The sequence below is a fragment of the Arthrobacter sp. M71 S08 genome (assembly GCF_059089725.1).
In genome coordinates this window covers 388,912-404,158 of the sequence record NZ_JBNHEY010000002.1, presented here as the reverse complement: position 1 = coordinate 404,158, position 15,247 = coordinate 388,912, and the positions used below count along the sequence as shown (strand labels likewise).

General features: G+C 64.2%; 18 protein-coding genes and 1 tRNA gene. 8 read left to right on the top strand and 11 right to left on the bottom strand.

Features of this window, described 5'->3' with window-relative positions; all coding sequences use genetic code 11:
- Nucleotides 1-23 precede the first annotated feature (23 nt).
- Complete coding sequence (gene trxA, locus AC5RTB_RS05770) at nucleotides 24-425, bottom strand: thioredoxin (protein ID WP_494060124.1); 402 nt, start codon at nucleotides 423-425, stop codon at nucleotides 24-26.
- A 171-nt stretch (nucleotides 426-596) separates the two neighbouring features.
- Between trxA and AC5RTB_RS05765 the strand changes: the two genes are divergently transcribed.
- A complete protein-coding gene (locus AC5RTB_RS05765; RefSeq protein ID WP_494060123.1) occupies nucleotides 597-1,304 on the top strand; it encodes a hypothetical protein in 708 nt (235 codons plus the stop codon).
- Nucleotides 1,305-1,426: 122 nt separating this feature from the next.
- Here the strand turns inward: AC5RTB_RS05765 and AC5RTB_RS05760 are convergent.
- Nucleotides 1,427-1,508: transfer RNA gene (locus AC5RTB_RS05760), tRNA-Tyr, on the bottom strand.
- 214 nt (nucleotides 1,509-1,722) lie between these two features.
- Here AC5RTB_RS05760 and AC5RTB_RS05755 point away from each other — a divergent pair.
- Nucleotides 1,723-2,211, top strand: coding sequence for a YajQ family cyclic di-GMP-binding protein (locus AC5RTB_RS05755; RefSeq protein WP_309071229.1), 489 nt, complete (start codon nucleotides 1,723-1,725; stop codon nucleotides 2,209-2,211).
- 85 nt (nucleotides 2,212-2,296) lie between these two features.
- On the opposite strand, the gene htpX is transcribed toward AC5RTB_RS05755, so the two are convergent.
- From htpX to AC5RTB_RS05730, 5 genes are all read right to left on the bottom strand, one after another.
- Entirely contained in the window at nucleotides 2,297-3,175 is an 879-nt protein-coding gene (htpX, locus tag AC5RTB_RS05750; protein ID WP_494060122.1) for a zinc metalloprotease HtpX, read from the bottom strand.
- Between the two features lie 65 nt (nucleotides 3,176-3,240).
- The gene (locus tag AC5RTB_RS05745) at nucleotides 3,241-3,888 is read right to left on the bottom strand and encodes a 4a-hydroxytetrahydrobiopterin dehydratase (protein WP_494060121.1); all 648 of its coding nucleotides are present in this window, start codon (nucleotides 3,886-3,888) and stop codon (nucleotides 3,241-3,243) included.
- Nucleotides 3,889-3,937: 49 nt separating this feature from the next.
- A complete protein-coding gene (locus AC5RTB_RS05740; protein ID WP_494060120.1) occupies nucleotides 3,938-4,669 on the bottom strand; it encodes a GntR family transcriptional regulator in 732 nt (243 codons plus the stop codon).
- Nucleotides 4,666-5,160 carry a PTS sugar transporter subunit IIA gene (locus AC5RTB_RS05735; protein ID WP_494060119.1) on the bottom strand — a complete coding sequence of 165 codons (495 nt, stop codon included), beginning with the start codon at nucleotides 5,158-5,160 and terminating at the stop codon, nucleotides 4,666-4,668. The genes AC5RTB_RS05740 and AC5RTB_RS05735 overlap by 4 nt, the downstream gene beginning before the upstream one ends.
- A complete protein-coding gene (locus AC5RTB_RS05730) occupies nucleotides 5,157-5,387 on the bottom strand; it encodes a PTS sugar transporter subunit IIB (protein WP_494060118.1) in 231 nt (76 codons plus the stop codon). Before AC5RTB_RS05730 ends, AC5RTB_RS05735 begins: the two co-directional genes overlap by 4 nt.
- Nucleotides 5,388-5,578: 191 nt before the next feature.
- Between AC5RTB_RS05730 and AC5RTB_RS05725 the strand changes: the two genes are divergently transcribed.
- From AC5RTB_RS05725 to nagB, 3 genes are read left to right on the top strand one after another with little or no spacing between them, the layout of a single operon-like run.
- Nucleotides 5,579-6,901 carry a PTS transporter subunit EIIC gene (locus AC5RTB_RS05725; protein ID WP_494060117.1) on the top strand — a complete coding sequence of 441 codons (1,323 nt, stop codon included), beginning with the start codon at nucleotides 5,579-5,581 and terminating at the stop codon, nucleotides 6,899-6,901.
- Complete coding sequence (gene nagA, locus AC5RTB_RS05720; RefSeq protein WP_494060116.1) at nucleotides 6,891-8,108, top strand: N-acetylglucosamine-6-phosphate deacetylase; 1,218 nt, start codon at nucleotides 6,891-6,893, stop codon at nucleotides 8,106-8,108. Before AC5RTB_RS05725 ends, nagA begins: the two co-directional genes overlap by 11 nt.
- Before the next feature lie 2 nt (nucleotides 8,109-8,110).
- Nucleotides 8,111-8,887 carry a glucosamine-6-phosphate deaminase gene (nagB, locus tag AC5RTB_RS05715; RefSeq protein WP_494060115.1) on the top strand — a complete coding sequence of 259 codons (777 nt, stop codon included), beginning with the start codon at nucleotides 8,111-8,113 and terminating at the stop codon, nucleotides 8,885-8,887.
- Nucleotides 8,888-8,891: 4 nt separating this feature from the next.
- Here nagB and AC5RTB_RS05710 read toward each other — a convergent pair whose 3' ends face one another.
- Nucleotides 8,892-10,163 (bottom strand): MFS transporter, encoded by a 1,272-nt coding sequence (locus AC5RTB_RS05710; protein ID WP_494060114.1) that lies wholly within the window; start codon nucleotides 10,161-10,163, stop codon nucleotides 8,892-8,894.
- A 137-nt stretch (nucleotides 10,164-10,300) separates the two neighbouring features.
- Between AC5RTB_RS05710 and AC5RTB_RS05705 the strand changes: the two genes are divergently transcribed.
- Nucleotides 10,301-11,041, top strand: a complete 741-nt coding sequence (locus AC5RTB_RS05705; RefSeq protein WP_494060113.1) for an MBL fold metallo-hydrolase — start codon at nucleotides 10,301-10,303, stop codon at nucleotides 11,039-11,041.
- A gap of 4 nt (nucleotides 11,042-11,045) precedes the next feature.
- On the opposite strand, the gene AC5RTB_RS05700 is transcribed toward AC5RTB_RS05705, so the two are convergent.
- Both AC5RTB_RS05700 and AC5RTB_RS05695 read right to left on the bottom strand, forming a co-directional pair.
- The gene (locus tag AC5RTB_RS05700) at nucleotides 11,046-11,735 is read right to left on the bottom strand and encodes an esterase/lipase family protein (protein WP_494060112.1); all 690 of its coding nucleotides are present in this window, start codon (nucleotides 11,733-11,735) and stop codon (nucleotides 11,046-11,048) included.
- Nucleotides 11,722-12,477: an alpha/beta fold hydrolase gene (locus AC5RTB_RS05695; RefSeq protein ID WP_494060111.1), complete on the bottom strand. Its 756-nt coding sequence runs from the start codon at nucleotides 12,475-12,477 to the stop codon at nucleotides 11,722-11,724. The genes AC5RTB_RS05700 and AC5RTB_RS05695 overlap by 14 nt, the downstream gene beginning before the upstream one ends.
- 93 nt (nucleotides 12,478-12,570) lie before the next feature.
- Between AC5RTB_RS05695 and AC5RTB_RS05690 the strand changes: the two genes are divergently transcribed.
- Together AC5RTB_RS05690 and AC5RTB_RS05685 are read left to right on the top strand one after the other, a co-directional pair.
- Nucleotides 12,571-13,047: a Fur family transcriptional regulator gene (locus tag AC5RTB_RS05690; protein ID WP_494060110.1), complete on the top strand. Its 477-nt coding sequence runs from the start codon at nucleotides 12,571-12,573 to the stop codon at nucleotides 13,045-13,047.
- 14 nt (nucleotides 13,048-13,061) lie between these two features.
- A complete protein-coding gene (locus AC5RTB_RS05685; RefSeq protein ID WP_494060109.1) occupies nucleotides 13,062-14,558 on the top strand; it encodes a catalase in 1,497 nt (498 codons plus the stop codon).
- 42 nt (nucleotides 14,559-14,600) lie between these two features.
- On the opposite strand, the gene AC5RTB_RS05680 is transcribed toward AC5RTB_RS05685, so the two are convergent.
- The gene (locus AC5RTB_RS05680; protein ID WP_494060108.1) at nucleotides 14,601-15,218 is read right to left on the bottom strand and encodes a TetR/AcrR family transcriptional regulator; all 618 of its coding nucleotides are present in this window, start codon (nucleotides 15,216-15,218) and stop codon (nucleotides 14,601-14,603) included.
- Nucleotides 15,219-15,247: the final 29 nt, after the last annotated feature.

The window sequence follows — 15,247 nt, the reverse complement described above, 5'->3', positions numbered from 1 at the left end:
CGGGCCTCTGGAGTGAAGTCTGGTTATGCCTGGGGCTGAGCGCCGTCAGCCTCAGCCTTGGCTTTCGCCTGCTGCTCCGCGACCTGCGCATGGACTTCCTTCATGTCCAGCGCCTTGACGGCTTCGACCAGCTCGCTGAACTGGTTGTTGTTCAGCGCGCCCGGCTGCGAGAACACCAGGACCTTCTCGCGGAACGCCATGAGCGTGGGGATCGAAGTGATGCCTGCTGCCGCGGCGAGCGACTGCTCGGCTTCGGTGTCCACCTTCGCGAAGGTGACGTCGTCGTGCTGCTGGGACACGGCGTCGTACACGGGAGCAAACTGCTTGCACGGGCCACACCATTCGGCCCAGAAATCAACGAAGACAATGTCGTTCGTTTCGATCGTCTCGGGGAAGGTTGCCTCGGTGATGTCAATAGTTGCCATATCTTCACGCTAACGAGAATCGACGCGGATGTCTTGTCCTGTTCGCTCCGCGCGAGGCCGCTTGGTACAACTTCACATACTCCTCGCATCTCGGTGCTGCCCCGCCTTCTCTTCCGCGCCTAATCCGGAGACTCCATACTTGCAAGATAGACATCTTTCGAGGGGGAAACGATGAACAATAAGCACGCATTCTCCGCTGCGATACTCGCGCTTCTCTTGACTGGTTGTGGAGGTGCAGATGGTGACGACGACGCGGCGGCTCCGAGCGTCCCTCCCGCGGCCGAAACCACCCCGGAACCCGAGCCAACGACCGCGGAACCTTCCGACGAACCGACAGAGGAGGTGACCGCGGAAGCTACCGAGGAGGTGACTGCGGAACCTACTGAGGAGCGCACGACCGAAGCGCCCCAGGTTGAAACCTCGGTGCGGGGGAATCTAGTCAAAGACATTGGTGAAGCTGCTGCCATTCTGGGTGAGGATGGTGAGCCCTTAGCGACGTTCGTCGTTCACAGCATTACGCCGGACGTCATATGCACCGAGGATTACGTTGAGCCGGCGCAGAACGGCGTCTTCCTGGCCGTTGACGTGTCGGTGCAGACTTCTCCGGCGATGGCGGAACCCGACTCGATACTGACGAGCTTCGATATGGCTTCCCATATGTTCCGCACGATCGCCCCGAATGGCACATCTTCGAACGCGAGCGCGGATACCAGCGCTACGTTGTTCTGCCTCGACGATTCCGTACTACTTCCCAGCTCGATTGGTCCAGGTGAAAACGTAAAGGGCATAGTCCTGCTCGACGTGGAAACGCCCTCGGGAATCCTAATCTTTGAGGACTACTGGACCGGCAGTGGGTGGGAGTGGAACTACCCCGGCTAGTTCAATCCTCAACGCGTTCATCAGTGCGACTGTGGACAATTCGTGGGCACTGCCCTGACTGGACAAAGCGAAAGGCCCGCACTCCCCTGTGTTTCTCGGGTAGTACGGGCCTTCGTGGCGAGTGGCAGATGAGGGATTCGAACCCCCGTAGGCTGTGCCAGCTGATTTACAGTCAGCCCCCTTTGGCCGCTCGGGTAATCTGCCGAACGTCTTCGATGAAGACCACCTGCGGATCGCCGTCCGCAGGCAAAACAACTTTACAGAACATCCCGCCCATAATCGAATCGGGCGTCGGACACTGGAATTTCAGCGCCCGGAAGCCGCCCGCCGCCGGTTCAGCCCTGGATCAGAGCCGCCCGTTTCGACGGCGTGAATTAGGGTAGAAGCAGGAAAAAACCAAACCCAGAAGGAGGCAACGGTGGCCAGCGAATCCACATTCGACGTTGTGAGCAAGGTAGACAAGCAGGAAGTCGCCAACGCGCTGAACCAGGCACAGAAGGAACTCGCCCAGCGCTACGACTTCAAGGGCGTCGGCGCAGAGGTGGATTTCAGCGGCGAGAAGATCCTCATGAAGGCCAACTCTGAAGAGCGCGTCCTCGCTGTGCTGGACGTCCTGCAGTCCAAGATGATCAAGCGCGGCATCTCCTTGAAGTCCCTCGACACCGGTGAACCGTACCCCTCGGGCAAGGAATTCCGGCTCGAAACCTCCATCAAGGAGGGCATCGCCCAGGACGTCGCGAAGAAGATCAACAAGCTCATCCGCGACGAGGCGCCCAAGGGCGTCAAGTCCCAGATCCAGGGCGATGAGCTTCGCGTCAGCTCCAAGTCCCGCGATGATCTGCAGGCCACCATGGCTCTGCTCAAGAACTTCGACGAGGCAGACCTCCAGTTCGTGAACTTCCGCTAGGCGGACCAGCCAACCAAACGACGACGGCGACGCTCCCTTGTGAGGGGGCGTCGCCGTCGTCGTCGTACTGGGCTCAGTGCCGGGGCTACTGGAGGGCCCGGCCCGCCATACCTTCAAGACGGGAGATGCGCTGCTCCATCGGCGGGTGTGAGGCGAACATCTTCTGTACCCCGCCGCCGCGGAACGGGTTGGCGATCATAAGGTGTGACGTATTGACCAGCTGCTGACTCTGGGGCAGCGGCGCCTGTTGGGTTCCGCGCTCCAGCTTCCGCAGCGCGGACGCGAGGGCCAGGGGGTCACCGGTGAGGCGGGCGCCGTCCTCGTCGGCGTCGTATTCGCGGGTACGGCCGATCGCCATCTGGATGAGACCTGCCGCGAGCGGGGCGAGGAACGCGAGCAGCAACGCCGCGATGGGGTTCCCGCCCTGGCCGCGGTGTCCGCCCATCATGCCGGTGAAAGCAAACATCTGCGCCACGGAGGTGATCACGCCGGCGACAGCGGCTGCAACCGATCCGGTCAGAATGTCGCGGTTGTAGACGTGCATGAGTTCATGCCCGAGTACGCCGCGCAGTTCGCGCTCGTTGAGGATCTGCAGGATGCCCTGGGTGCAGCAGACCGCCGCGTTCTCCGGGTTCCGGCCGGTGGCGAAGGCATTCGGCGCCATGGTCGGCGAGACGTACAGGCGGGGCATCGGCTTGCCTGCCTTCGTGCTGAGCTCACGCACGATGCGGTACATCGCCGGCGCCTGCTGCTCCGTAACCGGAACGGCTCTCATGCTGCGGATGGCAAGCTTGTCGCTGTTCCAGTAGCTATATGCGATCGACCCGACACCGATCAGCGCGAAGATCCACAGGAACGCCGAGCTGCGCGTCGCCGACGCAATCACGGCGCCGAAGAGCAGAAAGATCCCCATCAGGGATCCGAAGAGCAGGGCCGTCTTGGCCCCGTTGAAGTGGTTGTGCACCTGTTCTCCTTGTTGGGTTACCTACCGGTACAACGGCTGTGTAATGCCAGCTGTTCCACAGCCTGTCAGCGTTCGACGACCGTGCACACACACGCGCGGTTGCCCTCGCCGTCGGCCAGCACCGTGAAGGACGGTGCCTGTGAATCGTCGACGACGGTGCCTCCGGCCGCGACAGCTGCGGCGATACGAGCCTCGGCCGTGTCATGTGGCACCCAGACATCGAGGTGGAACCGCTGGCGCGGGGTCTCATGCGCGTCGGTGTCCTGAAACCAGAGCAGGGGAACGCGGCCAGCCGGGTCGACGACGTCGTCGCCGTTCACGTTGTCGGCGTCGCCGGTGAGCAGCGCTGCCCAGAACGGTCCGGCGGCGGCGAGCGCGGCGGTATCGAGAGCCAGTTCCACCTCGGCGAGCGCCTCCGGTTGCGGCTTCAGGCCCTGGTCACTCGCAATGGAGCTGATGGTCCGGGCGAGGTTCACATCGCGGTTTGTCAGCGCGCCGACGTCGTGACTGATCAGTTTCAGGTCGACGTAAGGGTAGGTAAGGGTGACGTCCGGGTGGTGGTTCGCCGCTTCAGCGGCTTCGGAGATGGCTGTGACGAACCGCAGGCCCGCGGTGAAGCTGCGGGTGCGGAACCGGGCGTGGATGCCCTGCGCGAGCTGGCGCCAGTCGTCGAGCCCTGCTTCGAGAATCTGCGTGCTGGTGAGCTTGTCCATGACCCCAGTATGTCGCGGTATGTGATCGGTGTAACCGTCCCATCAGCCGTTACTGGGCGAGAGTCATCGAGATCTGGTATCGGTCGGACCGGTAGGTGGAGATGGAGTACTCGATCGGCGTTCCGGATTCTTCCGGTCCTGCGTAGGAGCGGCGATGGAACAGCAGCACCGGCGCGCCGGGAGCAATGTCGAGCAACGCCGCGATTTCCGCTGATGCCGCGCTGGCCTGGACCGTTTGCTCCACCCGCCGCACGGGGTGACCGGATACCGACAGAACCCGGTACAGGGAACCCGTCAGGTCTTCGGAGAGCAGCTCAGGCAGCAACGCGGGAGGCAGCCATGATTCGTCCACGCTGACAGGGGCATCGTTGGCGAGCCGCAGCCGTCGCAGCCGGTACGCAGGCTCATGAGGCGGCAACTGCAGGTGGGTTGAAGCAGCTTCAGGCGGATCCTCGAGATCAGCTGTAATGACGCGGGTGCTGGGCGCGAACCCCGCTGCGCGCATGTCCTCGTTGAAGGACGCCAGGTGCAGCACCGAGCGCACCATGCCGTGGGAGACGAACGTCCCCTTACCCTTCTCCCGGACCAGCTCGCCATCCCGGACGAGGTCGGAGATAGCCCTGCGGACGGTGATCCGCGAGACCTCGAACATCTCCTCCAGCTGGCGTTCGCCGGGCAGCGCCTCGCCGGGTTTGAGTTCCCGCGCCAAGTCCTGGAGTTGCCGCCGCAGGCGCAGGTGCTTGAGTTCACCCGATGCTTCCCCGGCCTCCCGTGCGCTCACGGAAGCGGCAGACTGAACAGCGGTTGGCCCGCTCCAACACGCGCACCGGGGTCGCCCACCGAAACCGTGCCCACCTTCGAATCAAGCACGACGACGGGGCAGCACGGGCTCAGCCCACGCCCACGCAGCAGCGCCACATCGACGTCAACCATCGGGTCGCCGGTCTTGACCTCGTCGCCTTTGGCTGCCCGCACCGTGAAGCCCTCCCCCTTCAGGTGGACGGTATCGATGCCGACGTGCACCAGCACGGCCGTCCCGGAAGGGTGTTGAACGATGTAAGCGTGTGGCATCACCTTGATGACCCGCCCGTCAACGGGAGCGACAGCGGTGAGGACACCGGCGTCGTCGTCGGGCAGGACCGCCGCGCCGTCACCTACGAGCGACTGGGCAAAAACCGGGTCCGGCACCTCGCTCATCCGCAACACGACGCCGGGAAGCGGGGACGCGACGACCAGCGTGGTCTGCCCGCCCTCCTCCGTTCCAGAGCTCACATGAGGTCCTGAATGTCATCGGCAAGGGCGTCCGCTTCGGGGCCGACAACCACCTGGACAACGGTTCCAGCGACCATGACACCATGGGCACCCGCTGCCTTCAGAGCTGCCTCATCGATGCGGGAAGAGTCAACCACCTCGGTCCGAAGCCGTGTAATGCATCCTTCGATGTCCTCCACATTGTCGGCCCCGCCGAGCGCAGCCAGGATGTCTTCCGCCTTGGACATATCTCCACCTTCTCTCTGTTGCGTGAACAGCTTCGGCCCCGAAGTTTCAACCCGAGGTTGACAACCGGGGCCACCGCATATCACAGTGATGTCTGTCACTGGTTATAACCAGTGAGATGAACTCTACTAACTTCACCAACAACGCACAAGACGCGCAGCATCGCCCACTCCGTCACCGAATCGAGGATCACATGTCCACCGAAAGCACCTCATCCGAGCCGGGCAAGGGCGCCCGCAAGGCACCCGCTGAGAACGGCGCCGGAACGAATACGCCGGACCAGGTACCCGGGCAGACCCCGGACAAGACGAAGGGCAGCGGGAAGACGCTGCAGAACCTGCAGCGCTTCGGACGCAGCCTCATGCTGCCCATTGCAGCACTCCCGGCGGCAGCACTCCTGCTTCGCCTCGGGCAGGACGACCTCCTTGGCCGGTTTGAAGGCCTCTCCACCGCAGCGCAGGTGATCGGTGCAGCAGGTGGTGCGCTGTTCGAGAACCTTCCCCTGCTCTTCGCGGTGGGCATCTCGTTCGGTTTCGCCCGGAAGGGCGACGGATCAACGGCGCTGGCCGCCGTCGTCGGTTATCTCGTCCTGACGAATGTCTTCGAAGTCATGGCGCCGCTCGTGTTGGGTGAGGCGCCGGAAGGCGGGGAAGATCCCGTCATCAATTACGGCGTACTGGCCGGCATTGTCATGGGGCTTACGACGGCGTGGCTATGGCAGCGCTTCCACCGCACGAAGCTGCCCGACTGGCTGGGCTTCTTTGCCGGCCGTCGCCTGGTCCCGATCATCACGGCCTTCGCGGCGATCGCTATCGGTGTGGTGATGGCGCTGATCTACCCACTGTTCGACCGCGGGCTGACTGCCGTCGGCAACACGGTCGCTGAGAACACGGTGGTGGGCAGCGGCATCTACGGTTTCCTCAACCGGATGCTCATCCCGCTTGGCCTCCATCACATCCTGAACTCCATCGTCTGGTTCGTCATCGGTGACTACGAGGGTGCCCAGGGTGACTTGAACCGGTTCTTTGCCGGCGACCCCGAGGCCGGCGTCTTCATGACCGGTTTCTTCCCGATCATGATGTTCGCCCTGCCCGCCGCAGCGCTCGCCATCTGGCAGGAAGCGCGCCCCTCCCAGCGGAAGCTCGTGGGCGGCATCATGCTCTCCACCGGCCTCACGGCCTTCCTGACCGGCATCACCGAGCCGATCGAGTTCTCCTTCATGTTCGTCGCCTGGCCGCTGTACATCATCCACGCCGTGCTCACCGGCGTCTCGATGATGACGGTCAACCTGCTCGATATCCATCACGGGTTCGGGTTCTCCGCTGGCGCCATTGACTACCTGCTGAACTTCGGTATCGCGACCAACCCGCTGCTGCTCATCCCGATCGGACTCGTTTTCGCGGCGGTCTACTACGTGCTCTTCCGGTTCGTGATCCGCAAGTGGAACCTGCGCACCATGGGCCGCGAGGACGAGACAACCGACGCACCGTCGATGGCCCGCCCGGATGCCAGCTGACCTCAATCCCGGCCAGGACCGGGTACTCCGCGGCCGGCTGGTGACCGGCCGGCCGGCCGCGGAAGAAATTGACGACGGCGCCGTCTGGCTCGCCGGGGACCGCATCGAATGGTGCGGTCCGGCGTCGGCCCTTCCACCCGGCAGCCCGGAACTCGTCGACCGGGTCCCGGTGATTCTGCCGGGGCTGGTGGACCTTCACTGCCACGGCGGGGCAGGGCACACCTTCTCCGCCGACCAGGAGGCAGCGCGCACGGTTGCCGCCCACCATGCGGCCAACGGAACGACGTCGCTGCTTGCCTCCCTGGTCTCCGCACCGGACGACGAGCTGCTCGGACAGATCGAGGCGCTGCGCGACCTCGTCGACGACGGCACGCTGGTCGGCCTGCATCTGGAGGGTCCGTTCATCGCCGTCGACATGTGCGGGGCACAGAACCCGGCAGCGATCATCGACGGCAACCCGGCTCTGCTCCGCTCCTGGCTGCAGGCTGGGCGCGGGACCATCCGGTCCATCACGCTTGCCCCCGAGACCGCTCACTTCGACGAACTCGTCGCGTTATGCCGGGAACACGGCGTCGTGCCGTCGATCGGGCACACGGCTGCGACATCCACCGGGGTGCGTACGGCCCTGGATTCCAGTCCGGAGGGACCGTGGTCGGCTACCCATCTCTTCAACCGGATGCCACCGCTCGATCATCGCAACCCGGGGCCCATTGCCGTGCTGTTGGAGACCGCCCGGCGTGCGCCGGAATCCATGGTCCTCGAACTCATCGCCGACGGCGCCCACCTGGACCCGGACACTGTCCGGATGGTCTTCGGGCTGGTCGGCCCGGACGGCATCGCGCTGATCACGGACGCCATGGCCGCTGCCGGAATGACGGACGGACACTACACTCTCGGTGCACTGGACGTCGAGGTGCGCAACGGCACGGCGCGGCTCGCTTCCCCTGAGGGGCACCAGGGCGCGATCGCCGGAGGCACCAGCAGGCTACTGGAGAACGTCCGCCGGTGCCATGACTGGGGCATCCCCCTCGTCGACGCAGTCGCCGCCGCGTCCTCCACTCCAGCGCGCCTGATCGGATACGACGACGTCGGGATCCTCGCGCCGGGACGCAGGGCAGACGTGCTGGTCGCCTCGAACGAGCTCGAGGTTCTGCAGGTGTACCGCGCCGGCACCCTGCTGAAGCAGCCAACAAGTGGAAGGACGTAATTGTGCAGGTCATCATCTGTGACTCACCGGAGCAGGTTGGCTCGCGAGCCGCGGACATCATCGAAGCGCGTGTGCGGCGCGGACCGGCGGTGCTGGGACTGGCAACCGGCAGCTCACCCGCAGGAACCTACCGGGAACTCATCCGGCGCCACCGCGAAGAACAGCTGAGCTTCCGGGACACCACGGCGTTCACTCTCGATGAGTACGCGGGACTGCCCCTGAACCATGAGCAGTCGTACCACTCCACCATCCGGCGGGAATTCGTCGACCACGTGGACCTTCCGCTCCCTCAGTTGCTCACTCCGCATGGGGATGCCGAAGACCTGCGCGCTGAAGCCGCCCGGTACGACGCGGCCATCCGCGATGCCGGAGGTGTCGATGTCCAGATCCTCGGCATCGGCGCGAACGGCCACATCGGATTCAATGAGCCGACCTCGTCCCTTAACTCGCGGACAAGGGTCAAGACGCTGGCCCGGGCCACCCGGAAGGATAACGCGCGGTTCTTCCCCGGAGGCGAAGTTCCGCAGCTTTGCCTGACCCAGGGGCTGGGCACAATCGGCGAAGCGAGGCAGGCTGTGCTCGTGGCACTCGGTGCCAGAAAGGCCTCCGCCGTCCGGGCGATGATTGAGGGCCCGCTGAGTGCCTTCTGCCCCGCATCGGTCCTCCAGCTGCACCCGCGGGCGGTCGTCGTTCTTGACCCGGAGGCCGCCTCTGAACTGCAGCTCATCGACTACTACCGGCGGGCGCAGGACCTGAACGACCGGCTGCTCGGCCGGTAGCGGATCAGGGTTCAGGGTTGCGGGAGTCATACTGGCCGAAACGCGGCTGAAGACGCGCCAGCAGCAGCACGAGCAGCATGCAGAAGATCCCGCCCCACAGGGCTGTCCACCCCTCGCCGATCCACTCGGCGAACCCTCCGCCGACCAGCTCGCCCAGCCTGGGACCGCCGGCGACGACGACGATGAACACGCCCTGCAGCCGCCCCCGCATCGCATCCGGAGTGGCTGACTGCAGGATGGTGCTCCGGAAGACGCCGCTGACCGAATCCGAGACGCCGGCCAACAGGAGGCAGCCCGCAGCGGGAATGATCCAGGGGGTCATTTCGCCGTCGGGAGAGCGTCCGGCCAGAATGACCACGAGTCCGAAACCGCTGATTGATGCGCCCCAGCCGACCACTGCCCACTGGACAGCCCTGCCCTGGCGGTGTACCTGCCCCAGCGGGCCGGAAAACAGGCCGGAGAGAACCGCACCGAATGCGGTCGCCGCCAGCAGGATCCCGACCGTCAGCTCACCGCCCCCGATGAACACAGCGCCCACTGCCGGCAGGAGCACCCGCGGCTGCGCCATGACCATCGCAGCGAGGTCAATGAGGAAAGTCATCCGGATGTTCGGACGCGTGCCGAGATAGCGGAACCCCTCGATGACGGTGCTGAGACCGGCGCGGCGCACCGGCCCCTCCGGCGGCATCGACGGGAGCCGGAACAGCGCCCACAGCGCGGCGGTGAAGGTAACGACGTCGATCGTGTAGGTCCAGCCGTAACCCACCTGCGCGATGAGCAGTCCTGCAAGCATGGGACCCACCGTAAACGCGAGCCCGAACGTGATCATGGAAAGGGCGTTGGCCGCCGGCAGCAGTTCCGGACGCACCAGTCTCGGAATGATGGCGGTCCGCGTCGGCTGGTTGATACCGGCGAACCCACTGTGCACGGCGATCAGAATGTAATGCAGCCAGACATTGTCCGCGCCGATCCACGCCTGCACCGCGATGCCGATTGTCGAGGCCCACAACCCGACTCCGGACAGCAGTGCCACCTTGCGGCGGTCGTGTGCATCGGCGACGGCGCCGCCATACAACCCGGCGAAGATGAGCGGCACCAGGGCAAACAACCCGATCAGGCCCACGTTGAGGCTGGAGCCGGTGATGTCGTAAACCTGCAGACTGACCGCCACGAGGGTGAGGTTGGTGCCGATCGCGGAGAGTGCGGTTCCGAAATACATCCTGCGGAAAGCCGGACTTTCCCTCAGCGGAGTGATGTCGGCGAGGAGTCTGGGCACCGGGCAAGTCTACCGGCGAAGCGGTTACCTTCAGCAACGACTCGCGCACCCTCAGCAGGTCATCAGCCTGCTGACTTTCACTGCTCCTATGGCTAGGGTTGCTCCCACAGCGGGATTGATAACGGAAGGGAATCGCCATGCTCACCAGCGAGGTCGCCGAAGGCATCCACTGGCTCGAACACGCCTACGTGAACGTTTACTTCGTCGAGCAGGACGGACGCGTCATGATCGTCGACGCAGGCCTCCCGCGCATCTGGCCGCGCATCCGGAAAGCACTGCGTGAACTCGGATTTGAGGACTCCGTGGTGGCACTGGTCCTCACTCACGGGCATTTCGACCACTTAGGCGCTGCCGCCCGGCTGCGGAGCCACTACCGCCTGCCCATACTGGTCCATCCCGACGACGCCTATATCGCCGCTCACCCCTATCGTTACAAGCACGAGCTGAACCGGCTGAAGGTCCCACTGCAGAACCCCAGGAGCCTTCCTATCCTGGGCCGGATGAAGATGGCTGGGGCGCTTACTGTCCGCGGTGTCACCGACACCCTGCCTCTGACAACCGGAATCGCGAACAGCCTGCCCGGGACGCCGGAGGTGCTGCACGTACCGGGGCACACCGACGGCCACATCGCCCTCCACTTCGCCGACCGGCGGGCACTCATCTGCGGGGATGCCTTCGTCACGCTGAACCCCTACACGGGGGTGAAGGGCCCCCAGATCGTCTCCGGAGCGGCAACTGCCAACTCGCCGCAGGCGCTTGAATCACTCGACCGGCTTGCGGCGCTGCCAGCTGACAAGGTGCTTACCGGACACGGTGAGCCGTGGCTCTCAAGCCCGGCTGAAGCCGTCGCAATCGCCAAGCGCATCGGTCCTTCCTAAAGCACTAGCTCGCCGGGCCTGGAGAAGGTGTCAAGATGGCGGCATCGACGGCTTCGAGCAGCCGCTCGTTTCCCAGGATCCGGAAATGTCCCATCACATCCAGTTGCACGTTCGTGGCGCCCACCAGTTCACTTCCGCCCGGGATGTGCGGGTCGAACGTTCCATAGATGGACGTGATGCGGGAGTTCACCCCCAGATTGGCCCGCAGCGCATTGAGCGTCCGGTTCCGCGGAGAAAAGGCGCGCAGGCTGGGCAGCAGGGCGAACATGGCGTAGACCGAACCTGAGAACGGCGAGTTCACGGCAACCAGCTGACGGATGCGCGGCGCCGAATCGGGAAGGGTCATGACGTATTTGCCGATCAGTCCGCCTTTGCTGTGGGCCACGAGAACAACGTCATTGAGGTCACGTTCCCGAAGATACTGGGCCACCAGTTCCGCCATTGCAGGAACACTTCCGCGGTTGTATCCCAGCGCCGTCACGGCATGTACAGGGTGCCCGTTGCCGTGAAGATGGGAAGCCACGGGATGCATGAACTGCCAGGGCTCATAGATGCCGGGGAGAAGGACAACGGGCGCCTTCTCTCCGGATAACTGACGGCGGGCGTCGCCCCGGAAGATGAAACCGCGGACCTGCCAGAAGCCAACGTAGGCATAATCAAGCATCCATGCCCACCCGCGCCTAAGCAGCAGCATGCGGGTCTCCCGTGAGGACTCCCCTGGCGGTTTCTGCCGGGCGACTATGCATCAGGATGTGCGGCACCCCCGGAACCTCCACGATTGTGCTGTTCGGGTTAGCAGCGGCCAGGCGTCCCAGCCAATCCAGGGGAACGATGGGATCGAGTCCGCCGCGGATAAGCACTATAGGGCAGGAGACCTGGGGAAGTGTGTCCTCGAGCCTGTGGTTCACCATTGCGGGAAGCGTCCGCATGTAGGGGACGAACGAGCGCAGGTAGTCCGTGAACACCATCCAGTTAGCTGCCGGTGACTCGCGCAGCGTGTCCTGTGCCAGGCGGAGCGCCTGCATGCGGATCGAGCGCTCGCGATCATTCACCGTGGGACCGAGCAGCACGAGTTTATGCACCAGTTCCGGGGCACGGGCGGCCGTCTCGGTTGCCACCTGGCAGCCCATCGAGTGGCCTACGAGAACGACGCCGCTGAGGTCGAGAGTGCGCAGAACCGCCAGGACGACCTCGCCAAACTCAGGCACCGATAGCTGCCTGTGGGGCCAGGGAGACCCTCCGAAGCCGGGGAGTTCGATCGCATACACAGCGTTGTCCTGGGCCAACTCGGCGGCAAGGCGCTTGAAGTAACGTGCAGAGACACCGATTCCATGGACCAGCACCACAGGCTGCCCGCCTTGCCCAGCGGAGCGCACGGTAACTGCGCAGTCTGCAACCCGTTCTTCACGTACATTTTCCCAGGGCGCATGGGCCATTCAGGGCACTCCTTGTCATCGTCGTTATTCCAGCGTAGACGGTATGGCTCGCCTTATTATGAATTACTCAGAATAGATGGTTGACTGTTCCCCATGACCGAGCACACCGCACCCGTGGACGTTTGGGCTATGTCCCTGCGTTCAGTGGGACGCAGGGTAACCAAGCAGCGTCTGGCGGTCCTTGCCGCCGTCGAGCGGTCGCCGCATTCAACCGCCGACGACGTCGTCACCGCGGTCCGCGCCGATCTCGCCGACATCACCGTGCAGTCGGTATACGTCGTTCTCTCCGACCTCACCACAAGCGGGCTGCTGCGGAGGATTGAACCGCCGCACTCCCCCGCGCGCTATGAAACCAGGGTCAACGACAACCACCACCACGCCGTGTGCACGGGGTGCGGCCGGATTGAGGACGTGGACTGCGCCGTCGGACACGCACCCTGTCTCACGCCGCACTGGTCCCCCGGATCCAGTCAGATGACAATCCAGATCGCCGATGTGGTCTACCAGGGTCTCTGCACTGACTGCCGTGAGAAGAATCTCGAACTTCCCGAACTAGTTACAAATCATTGAAAGAAGGAGAATCCATGACTGCCAACTTCAGCACGACCCAATCGGGTGCCCCGGTTGTTGACGACAGCAATTCCTCAGCACTGGGCCGCGACGGCGCCATCCCGCTGACTGACCACTACCTGATCGAGAAGCTCGCTCAGTTCAACCGCGAGCGCGTTCCCGAGCGCGTAGTGCACGCCAAGGGCGGCGGCGCGTTCGGCGTCTTCGAAGCCACCGAAGACGTGAGCAAGTACACCAAGGCCGCGCTGTTCCAGCCGGGCGCGAAGACCGAGACGCTGCTGCGCTTCTCCTCCGTTGCAGGCGAGCAGGGCTCCCCCGACACCTGGCGCGACCCCCGCGGTTTCGCTCTGAAGTTCTACACCTCCGAGGGCAACTACGACCTCGTGGGCAACAACACCCCGGTGTTCTTCATCCGCGACGGCATCAAGTTCCCGGACTTCATCCACTCCCAGAAGCGCCTCCCCGGCTCCAACCTGCGCGATGCAGACATGCAGTGGGACTTCTGGACCCTCTCCCCCGAGTCTGCACACCAGGTGACCTGGCTGATGGGCGACCGCGGCCTTCCCGCCTCCTGGCGCACCATGAACGGTTACGGTTCGCACACCTACCAGTGGATCAACGAGGGCGGCGAGAAGTTCTGGGTCAAGTACCACTTCAAGTCCAACCAGGGCCATGAGACCCTCACCACCGACGAGGCTGAGGCACTGGCCGGCTCGGACGCCGACCACCACATCCGCGACCTTTACGAGAACATCCAGCAGGGCAATTTCCCCAGCTGGGACCTCAAGGTCCAGGTCATGCCCTACAGCGACGCCAAGGACTACCGGTTTAACCCGTTCGACCTCACCAAGGTGTGGCCGCACGCTGACTACCCGCTGATCCCGGTCGGCAAGCTGACCCTGAACCGCAACCCCGAGAACTACTTCGCGCAGATCGAGCAGGCCACTTTCGCGCCGTCGAACTTCGTGCCGGGCATCGCGGCTTCTCCGGACCGCATGCTGCAGGCCCGCATCTTCTCCTACGCAGATGCCCACCGCTACCGCGTTGGCACCAACCACGCGCAGTTGCCGGTGAACGCACCGAAGAACGAGGTACGCAACTACTCGAAGGACGGCGCTGCCCGCTACAGCTTCAACTCCCCGCAGACTCCGGTCTACGCTCCGAACTCGGTGGGCGGCCCCGCGGCCGACCCGGCACAGTACGGTGCGCACGGCGGCTGGGAGAACGACGGCGATCTGGTGCGTACTGCGCATAGCCTCCACGCCGAGGACGATGACTTCGGTCAGGCCGGTACCCTCTACCGTGAGGTATTCAGCGAAGCCGAGAAGGCCCGTTTCCTGGAGACCATCACGGGAGCGGTTGGCGGCGTGACCATCGCGCACATCCGCGAGCGTGCAATCCAGTACTGGACCAATGTCGATGCCGACCTCGGCGCGAAGCTCCGCGCCAACCTCGGCAACGAATCAGGCGCCGCTCAGAACTCGGACGCTGAGGCCGCGAACAAGTTCTAAGCAGAACCAAGAATGAGAGGGTGAGCCATCCGGCTCACCCTCTCATTTTTGTCCGCTGGATGCATTGACCTCGCCACCCAGCACTGTGTCGAGGGTCTGAATCAGCTGATCAAGCAGAACATTCAGCGCTTGCTCCACAGCCGGCCGGTCGTTGTTCAGGACGTAGTCGTACTGGAGGCCGTACAGGCCTGAAGTGAAAACCCGAGCCGCGGGGTTGGCCCGGTCACGGGGAAGGCCCTGGGCAATCAGCCAGTCCGTGATGAACGAGTGCCAGTACGCGAACTTCTCCGTCGCGCTGTCGCGTGGAGCCGGGCTCACAGGGTCCTGCACGGCGGCCTCGAACTCGAGGCGCTGCAGGTGCCGGTTCCGCTCCATCAGCAGCCAGTTCCAACCCTCCACCATCCACTCGCGGAAGCCGTCCGGGGTCAGGTCCGCGGGCTTTTCCGGTTTCAGTGCATCGTGACGCGCTTCAATGTGCCGGACGATCTCGTTGACGAGTTCCTCGCGGTTGCCGAAATGGTAGACAAGCACGTAGCTGCTGATGCCGAGGCCATCGGCCAGCGTGCGGAAGCTCAGGCTCGCGAAGGTCTTGTCGAGGAGGTACTCGACAATCTGGTCGAGGAGCTCGTTCTTGCGTTCCGGGTTCGGGGGGCGCGCCATGGCTGCATAGTACAGGCGCATGGCCCGCC

Bases quoted from the DNA above. Each gene is read 5' to 3' on its own strand.
- AC5RTB_RS05685 (WP_494060109.1), top strand. From the start codon at position 13,062: ATGACTGCCAACTTCAGCACGACCCAATCGGGTGCCCCGGTTGTTGAC.
- AC5RTB_RS05725 (WP_494060117.1), top strand. From the start codon at position 5,579: ATGTCCACCGAAAGCACCTCATCCGAGCCGGGCAAGGGCGCCCGCAAG.
- AC5RTB_RS05695 (WP_494060111.1), bottom strand. From the start codon at position 12,477: ATGGCCCATGCGCCCTGGGAAAATGTACGTGAAGAACGGGTTGCAGAC.
- nagA (WP_494060116.1), top strand. From the start codon at position 6,891: ATGCCAGCTGACCTCAATCCCGGCCAGGACCGGGTACTCCGCGGCCGG.
- AC5RTB_RS05765 (WP_494060123.1), top strand. From the start codon at position 597: ATGAACAATAAGCACGCATTCTCCGCTGCGATACTCGCGCTTCTCTTG.
- AC5RTB_RS05730 (WP_494060118.1), bottom strand. From the start codon at position 5,387: ATGTCCAAGGCGGAAGACATCCTGGCTGCGCTCGGCGGGGCCGACAAT.
- AC5RTB_RS05690 (WP_494060110.1), top strand. From the start codon at position 12,571: ATGACCGAGCACACCGCACCCGTGGACGTTTGGGCTATGTCCCTGCGT.
- trxA (WP_494060124.1), bottom strand. From the start codon at position 425: ATGGCAACTATTGACATCACCGAGGCAACCTTCCCCGAGACGATCGAA.
- AC5RTB_RS05700 (WP_494060112.1), bottom strand. From the start codon at position 11,735: ATGCTGCTGCTTAGGCGCGGGTGGGCATGGATGCTTGATTATGCCTAC.
- AC5RTB_RS05705 (WP_494060113.1), top strand. From the start codon at position 10,301: ATGCTCACCAGCGAGGTCGCCGAAGGCATCCACTGGCTCGAACACGCC.
- AC5RTB_RS05745 (WP_494060121.1), bottom strand. From the start codon at position 3,888: ATGGACAAGCTCACCAGCACGCAGATTCTCGAAGCAGGGCTCGACGAC.
- AC5RTB_RS05680 (WP_494060108.1), bottom strand. From the start codon at position 15,218: ATGGCGCGCCCCCCGAACCCGGAACGCAAGAACGAGCTCCTCGACCAG.